The sequence below is a fragment of the Paenibacillus guangzhouensis genome (genome assembly GCF_009363075.1).
Lineage (GTDB): Bacteria > Bacillota > Bacilli > Paenibacillales > Paenibacillaceae > Paenibacillus_K > Paenibacillus_K guangzhouensis.
This window is the reverse complement of record NZ_CP045293.1, coordinates 4288217-4295000: the sequence shown is the minus strand read 5'-3', so window position 1 is coordinate 4295000 and position 6784 is coordinate 4288217. Positions and strand designations below refer to the sequence as shown.

General features: G+C 49.4%; 5 protein-coding genes and 2 rRNA genes (1 of these 7 only partly in view). 5 read left to right on the top strand and 2 right to left on the bottom strand.

Annotated elements, in window-relative coordinates:
* Both GCU39_RS19310 and rrf read left to right on the top strand, forming a co-directional pair.
* Nucleotides 1-1220: ribosomal RNA gene (locus GCU39_RS19310) — 23S ribosomal RNA — on the top strand (it extends 1711 nt beyond the left edge of the window).
* A 57-nt stretch (nucleotides 1221-1277) separates the two neighbouring features.
* A 5S ribosomal RNA gene (rrf, locus tag GCU39_RS19305) occupies nucleotides 1278-1394 on the top strand.
* Between the two features lie 971 nt (nucleotides 1395-2365).
* Here rrf and GCU39_RS19300 read toward each other — a convergent pair.
* Together GCU39_RS19300 and GCU39_RS19295 are read right to left on the bottom strand one after the other, a co-directional pair.
* Entirely contained in the window at nucleotides 2366-3148 is a 783-nt protein-coding gene (locus GCU39_RS19300) for an alpha/beta hydrolase (protein ID WP_152395012.1), read from the bottom strand.
* 152 nt (nucleotides 3149-3300) lie between these two features.
* Nucleotides 3301-4302 (bottom strand): LacI family DNA-binding transcriptional regulator, encoded by a 1002-nt coding sequence (locus GCU39_RS19295; RefSeq protein ID WP_152395011.1) that lies wholly within the window; start codon nucleotides 4300-4302, stop codon nucleotides 3301-3303.
* A 152-nt stretch (nucleotides 4303-4454) separates the two neighbouring features.
* Between GCU39_RS19295 and GCU39_RS19290 the strand changes: the two genes are divergently transcribed.
* From GCU39_RS19290 to GCU39_RS19280, 3 genes are read left to right on the top strand one after another with little or no spacing between them, the layout of a single operon-like run.
* On the top strand, nucleotides 4455-4772 hold the full coding sequence (locus GCU39_RS19290; protein WP_152395010.1) for a UxaA family hydrolase: 318 nt from the start codon (nucleotides 4455-4457) through the stop codon (nucleotides 4770-4772).
* Nucleotides 4773-4794: 22 nt separating this feature from the next.
* Nucleotides 4795-5955: a UxaA family hydrolase gene (locus GCU39_RS19285; protein WP_152395009.1), complete on the top strand. Its 1161-nt coding sequence runs from the start codon at nucleotides 4795-4797 to the stop codon at nucleotides 5953-5955.
* 20 nt (nucleotides 5956-5975) lie between these two features.
* The gene (locus tag GCU39_RS19280; RefSeq protein ID WP_152395008.1) at nucleotides 5976-6770 is read left to right on the top strand and encodes an SDR family NAD(P)-dependent oxidoreductase; all 795 of its coding nucleotides are present in this window, start codon (nucleotides 5976-5978) and stop codon (nucleotides 6768-6770) included.
* Nucleotides 6771-6784 lie beyond the last annotated feature (14 nt).

Here is a 6784-nt window from a genome sequence, read left to right as displayed (position 1 = left end):
GTTAAGGAACTCGGCAAAATGACCCCGTAACTTCGGGAGAAGGGGTGCCCCGGTAGTGTGAATAGCACGAGGGGGCCGCAGTGAAAAGGCCCAAGCGACTGTTTAGCAAAAACACAGGTCTGTGCGAAGCCGTAAGGCGAAGTATACGGGCTGACGCCTGCCCGGTGCTGGAAGGTTAAGGGGAGTGGTTAGGGAGCAATCCCGAAGCTGTGAACCGAAGCCCCAGTAAACGGCGGCCGTAACTATAACGGTCCTAAGGTAGCGAAATTCCTTGTCAGGTAAATTCTGACCCGCACGAATGGCGTAACGACTTGGGCGCTGTCTCAACGAGAGATCCGGTGAAATTTTAATACCTGTGAAGATGCAGGTTACCCGCGACAAGACGGAAAGACCCCATGGAGCTTTACTGCAGCTTGATATTGGACTTTGGTACGATCTGTACAGGATAGGTGGGAGCCTTAGAAGCCTGAGCGCCAGCTTAGGTGGAGGCGACGTTGGGATACCACCCTGATCGTATCGGAGTTCTAACCTAGGACCGTGACCCGGTTCGGGGACAGTGTCAGGTGGGCAGTTTGACTGGGGCGGTCGCCTCCTAAAGAGTAACGGAGGCGCCCCAAGGTTCCCTCAGAATGGTTGGAAATCATTCGAAGAGTGCAAAGGCATAAGGGAGCTTGACTGCGAGACATACAGGTCGAGCAGGGACGAAAGTCGGGCTTAGTGATCCGGTGGTACCGCATGGAAGGGCCATCGCTCAACGGATAAAAGCTACCCTGGGGATAACAGGCTTATCTCCCCCAAGAGTCCACATCGACGGGGAGGTTTGGCACCTCGATGTCGGCTCATCGCATCCTGGGGCTGAAGTAGGTCCCAAGGGTTGGGCTGTTCGCCCATTAAAGCGGTACGCGAGCTGGGTTCAGAACGTCGTGAGACAGTTCGGTCCCTATCTGTCGTGGGCGTAGGAAATTTGAGAGGAGCTGTCCTTAGTACGAGAGGACCGGGATGGACGTACCGCTGGTGTACCAGTTGTTCCGCCAGGAGCACCGCTGGGTAGCCAAGTACGGAAGGGATAAGCGCTGAAAGCATCTAAGCGTGAAGCCCCCCTCAAGATGAGATTTCCCAATTAGTAAGACCCCTTGAAGACGACGAGGTTGATAGGTTGGAGGTGGAAGCGCAGCAATGTGTGGAGCTGACCAATACTAATCGGTCGAGGGCTTATCCTAAAGAAATTAAACGCAAATTATCTCGTATTCAGTTTTCAGAGATCAAACTCTGTAACGTTTGGTGTCGATGGCGGAGGGGTTCCACGCGTACCCATCCCGAACACGACCGTTAAGCCCTCTAGCGCCGATGGTACTTGGACCGCAGGGTCCTGGGAGAGTAGGACGATGCCAAGCAGCGAAAGACCACTTTTGAGATTTACTTCTCAAAGGTGGTTTTTTTGTTGTTTATGTTGCTTGGTTTGATCGACGAGAGTGAGCGATCGTTCATGGTTACTCGCATTCGGCTAACGAACCGTCATATCCTTATTGGCTCGAAAATCTGGATTTTTTGAATCTAACGAATCTGAGTAGCGTTATTTGGTCGTAAACAGGCGAAATGTAACGTATTTTACGGTAATAGCGATCTGAGGATTCGTTAGAAAACCACATACACAAATTTTGAGTAAATAAGGCATTCTGGGTTCGTTAGCCGTACGAGGTCGAAAATGTTCACGGAATTAATCCAACTCATCATCAAAATTATTATGGCAATACCGTCATGGTACCTTAATAGCCCTGCCTTTAGAGTTGTGCATCATTTTCGAGGGCGATGTCTGATTATTGAGCTCAAACACCGAAATAACTGCTAAAAAGCAGTTAATCCTGCATATTAACAGCATCAGAGGTGAAATAACTGCAAATAAGCAGTTAAATGCCTGATTATCGAGCTCAAACACCGAAATAACTGCTAAAAAGCAGTTAATCCTGCATATTAACAGCATCAGAGGTGAAATAACTGCAAATAAGCAGTTAAATGCCTGATTATTGAGATCAAACACCGAAATAACTGCTAAAAAGCAGTTAATCCTGCATATTAACAACATCAGAGGTGAAATAACTGCAAATAAGCAGTTAAATGCCTGATTATCGAGCTCAAACACCGAAATAACTGCCAAATGTCAGTTAATCCTACGCATTAAGCAGCATCAAAGGCGAAATAACTGCATATAAGCAGTTATTCGACTGATTAGTGGGCGCGAGCCCCTCATTAACTGCCCTACGCAGTTATCTACAGCACTCTGCCACAGAGAATCCCTTCAAGTTACAGACATCCACATAAATAACCCCCTCATCCTGGCTGAATACAGCAGAATGAGGGGGCTATTTTATTTACGCAGTGGCAGCCAGTTAAGTACGTGCTGAATTTGCTGATCCCAGTACTCCCAGCTATGATCGCCTGGTCCTTCGTCGTAGGTTAGATCGACGCCTGCTGCACGGCAAGTATCGCGGAAGCGTACATTCTGCTCATAGAGGAAATCCTCGGTACCGCAGCACTGATACAATAGAGGCTTGGCTGTGGAATCCGCCGTTGATCCCAGCGCAGACACAAGATGCAACAAGTCGTTCGCTGTGCCAGCGACCGTCGCTTGATCCCCGAATGCAAGCTGGAATACTTCAGGCATCAGCTGTAGGTAAATAGGATCTGTTACGTCCATCGCCCCCGATAAGCTCGCTGCAGCAGCGAAGCGGTCCGGATGATTCAAGGCAAGCTTGAATGCACCGTATCCTCCCATCGACAGGCCGGCAACGAAGTTATCTTCGCGTGCATCTGAGAGCGGGAAGAATGAACGAACAGCGCGTGGCAGCTCCTCACTCACGAAGGTCCAATAACGATTGCCGTGTGCCATATCGGTATAGAAGCTGCGATCGACCTGAGGCATGACGACAGCAATCCCCAACGCAGCGGCATACCGCTCAATGGATGTACGACGTAGCCAGATCGAATGATCGTCCGATAATCCGTGCAGTAAATACAACGTTGGGTGACGATGGGTGTGAACAACATTCGTCATACCGATCTGTGATCTTGTCTGTTCTGGCAGAATGACCGTCATGGTCGTGCTGAGCCCTAAAGACTCGGCGAAGAAGTTACATTGGATAAGTGCCATAACTGAAGTTAACCCTCCTAAGTTGAGAAATCCCGAATACTAACTCAAGTATATATCAATCTCTCCTATCATTCTCCATCCGGATGCTTCTATCCTGCAAGCGTCAAATAAACAAAAAAACCTATCAGAGATTCTCCGACAGGTTCATTACGTTATAATGATGCACTCGAACGGCGAACGATCAGCTTAGACGGCAGGATGACGCTTCTTGGCTCATTTGCGGTTCCTTGAATACGATCGATCAGCATCTGCATGCCGATCCGCCCGAAATCATAGGCTGGCTGTGCCGCAATCGTCAGGAACGGATCCACGATGTACCCCGGATCAAGATCATCGAAGCATACGATGGACATGTCTTCTGGAATACGCAGTCCCCGATTCCGAAGCGAGCGAATCGCCGCTAAGGTAATGAAGTTATTCGCTGCGAAGATCGCTGTTGGTGGCTCCGGTAAAGATAACAGCTTATCGATAATCGGATCGGCATCGAACTGAGAATAGCCCGACTCGAACATATAATCCGGGTTAACGGGGATATCATTCAACTTCAATGTCTCGAGATAACCCGCCTCACGCATTCTCGCGGTGGAGATCCCTGGCGAGCCATTAATGAATGCAATACGGCGATGACCGAGCTGGATTAAGTGTTCCACTAATGCTTTGGAACCTTCCTTGCTATCACCTAATACGCGGTCCGATTCAATACCAGGCACCTCGCGGTCAACCAGTACAAACGGTATATTATATAACTGCAGTTTCTGCAGATGTTCTAAGGACTGGTCTCCAGCAGGCGCAATAAGTACGCCGTCTACACGCATGGAGAGGACGGTCTCGATATAATCATGCTCTTTCTGTACATCCTCATCGCTATTCGAGAACATGAGGCGATAGCCTAACCGCTGAGCAGCATCTTCCGCGCCGCGGGCAAGTGTTGTATAGAATGGATTCGTAATATCCGTAATTAGAAGAGAGATGATCTTGGTCTGCTGAAGAACGAGGCTTCGAGCCGCATGGTTGGGCACGTAATTCATTTCCTCCATGATGGCTTTCACACGCTGTCTTGTCTTCTCGCTGATGCGGCCAGTGTTATTGATAACTCTGGAGACCGTCATGGTTGAGCATTGTGCTCTTTTGGCAATATCATAGATTGAAACCATGGTAGTATCCTTTCTATATCAAGTGATATCGTCAATATTGAAGGAATTACATAGGAAAGTCAAGCCACGTCAATAAAGAAAAATATGCTTGACACCACCGAGTAAAGTTGATACTTTTGAGTTACCGATAACCCTATTAAGGAGATGAGAAAATGGCAGGAGAAGTTGTGGCTGGAGCGGATGCGCTCGTCGTCGATGAGAAGGATCATGTTGCGACTGCGCTGAAGGACATCCAAGCAGGAGATACGATTCATTACCGAAGCAAAGATCAGCTTGTGACGGTTGTAGCGCTGGATCCGATCCCATTCGGACATAAAGTTGCGCTTGTAGATATGGAAGAAGGCACGCATGTGATGAAGTATGGGGAAGTCATCGGACGTGCAACGATAAAGATCGAACGCGGTCGTCATGTTCATGTGCATAATGTGGAAGGGATTCGCGGCAGAGGAGATCAAAGTCAAGGGGCATAACGCCTGAGGGGGAGAAAGGATCATGGACTTTATTAAAGGTTATCACCGCGCCAACGGCGAATACGGTATTCGAAATCATTTGTTAGTTATTCCGACGGTCATTTGCGCGAATCAAGTATGTAATCGTATTAGCCAGACGGTTCCTGGAACCGTTTCCATCCCGCATCAACATGGCTGCAGTCAGATTGGCGCGGATAAAGTACGTACGTTCGAGACACTCGCAGGTACAGGGAAGAACCCGAATGTCGGGGCAGTCATTATTGTAAGCCTAGGCTGTGAAGTGATCGACCCGCATGAGCTTGCGAAGGATATTGGGACGACGGGCAAACCGGTTGAGGTCATTGACATTCAAGAAGTGGGCGGTTCGGTGAAGGCGATCCAGAAAGGTATCGAAATCGCGAAACGTCTACGTGCAGAGCTTGATCAGCAGCCAATCGTCAATATGCCAATCAGCGAACTGCGAATTGGTGTGAAGTGCGGCGGATCTGATGCAACGTCAGGGATGGCTTCTAACCCGGCGCTGGGCGTAGCGTCAGACATCTTGATCGAAAAAGGCGGCACCGTTGTAATTAGTGAGACGACGGAAATTATCGGTGCAGAGCATGTCATGGCTGCGCGCTGCAGCTCGAAGGAAGTTGCCGACAAGCTCTACCATTTTATCGAACGGTTCGAGGTCGAGATTAATCGAATGGGCGCAGATATGCGCGGCGGCAACCCGAGCCCAGGGAACATTGCGGGCGGATTGTCTACGATTGAAGAGAAGTCTCTTGGCTGTATTAGCAAATGCGGTACGTCGCCGCTCGTTGGTGCATTTGAATATGCCGAAGCGATTCCAGGTAAAGGTCTCTACTTCATGGATTCCCCGGGAAATGACATCGAATGCGTATCAGGTATGGCTGCAAGCGGCGTACACCTTGTCTGCTTCACGACAGGACGCGGTACACCAACAGGCGCAGCGGTTATTCCGGTCATTAAGATTACAGGGAACGAGCGCGTCTTCAAGTCCATGAACGATAACTTGGATGTCGACGTAAGCGCGATGCTGGCGGGTACGCTTGGGCTGAACGAAGCTGGCGAATCCATCTGGCAAGAAATCGTCGAAGTCGCAGACGGTAAAGAGACCAAAGCCGAAATTTTAGGTCACCAAGAATTCAGTATCAACCGTATTGGACCAACATTGTAACCGAGAGGAGATCTATATATATGAAACGTTTGCAATCAAAAATCGCACTAGTAACCGGAGGAAGCCGTGGTATTGGTGAGGCCATCGTCATTCGTCTGGCTGAAGAAGGGGCAGATGTTGCAATCAACTATGCATCCGAGAATAGTCTCGCGTTAGCGGAGCAAGTGAAAGCACAGGTTGAGGCGCTTGGTCAACGCGCCATCGTCGTACGTGCCGATGTTGGCAAAAAATCCGAGGTAGAGGCGATGTTCGCTCAGGTCGAAGCCGAGCTCGGACCAGTCGATATCCTCGTTAACAATGCTGGGATCGCGCCGTTCGAATCCTTCATGCACGTATCGGAAGAGACATGGGATCGTACGTACAACACGAACGTGAAGGCGATTTTCCTCGCTTCGCAGATCGCAGCGAAAGGCATGATCGAACGTCGATACGGTAAAATCGTTAACGTCTTATCGACAGCTAGCCTTGTCGTGACAAGTCCGGTTATCCCGCACTACCAATCCTCGAAAGCCGCAGCGAATATGCTGACGAAAGGGATGGCGATCGAACTCGGCAAATTCAACATTAATGTCAATGCGGTAGGCCCAAGCACAGTCGACACGGATATGTGTACCGATTACTTGGCTGATCCAAGAATTCGTCAGCAAGAAGTTGAAGCGAATCCAATGAAACGCCTAGGCACGGCGCGTCAAATTGGTGATGCAGTTGTCTTCTTGGCATCCGAAGAAGCGATGCAAGTGAACGGTCATCTGCTCATGGTCGATGGCGGCTTAACCGTCAAAGCTGCACAGCCTGATGATCATATGGAACGTTAATTCACGGTGACAAA

What these genes read in the sequence shown, in the direction of transcription:
- GCU39_RS19285 (WP_152395009.1), top strand. Translation starts at nt 4,795, where the DNA reads ATGGACTTTATTAAAGGTTATCACCGCGCCAACGGCGAATACGGTATT.
- GCU39_RS19290 (WP_152395010.1), top strand. Translation starts at nt 4,455, where the DNA reads ATGGCAGGAGAAGTTGTGGCTGGAGCGGATGCGCTCGTCGTCGATGAG.
- GCU39_RS19280 (WP_152395008.1), top strand. Translation starts at nt 5,976, where the DNA reads ATGAAACGTTTGCAATCAAAAATCGCACTAGTAACCGGAGGAAGCCGT.
- GCU39_RS19300 (WP_152395012.1), bottom strand. Translation starts at nt 3,148, where the DNA reads ATGGCACTTATCCAATGTAACTTCTTCGCCGAGTCTTTAGGGCTCAGC.
- GCU39_RS19295 (WP_152395011.1), bottom strand. Translation starts at nt 4,302, where the DNA reads ATGGTTTCAATCTATGATATTGCCAAAAGAGCACAATGCTCAACCATG.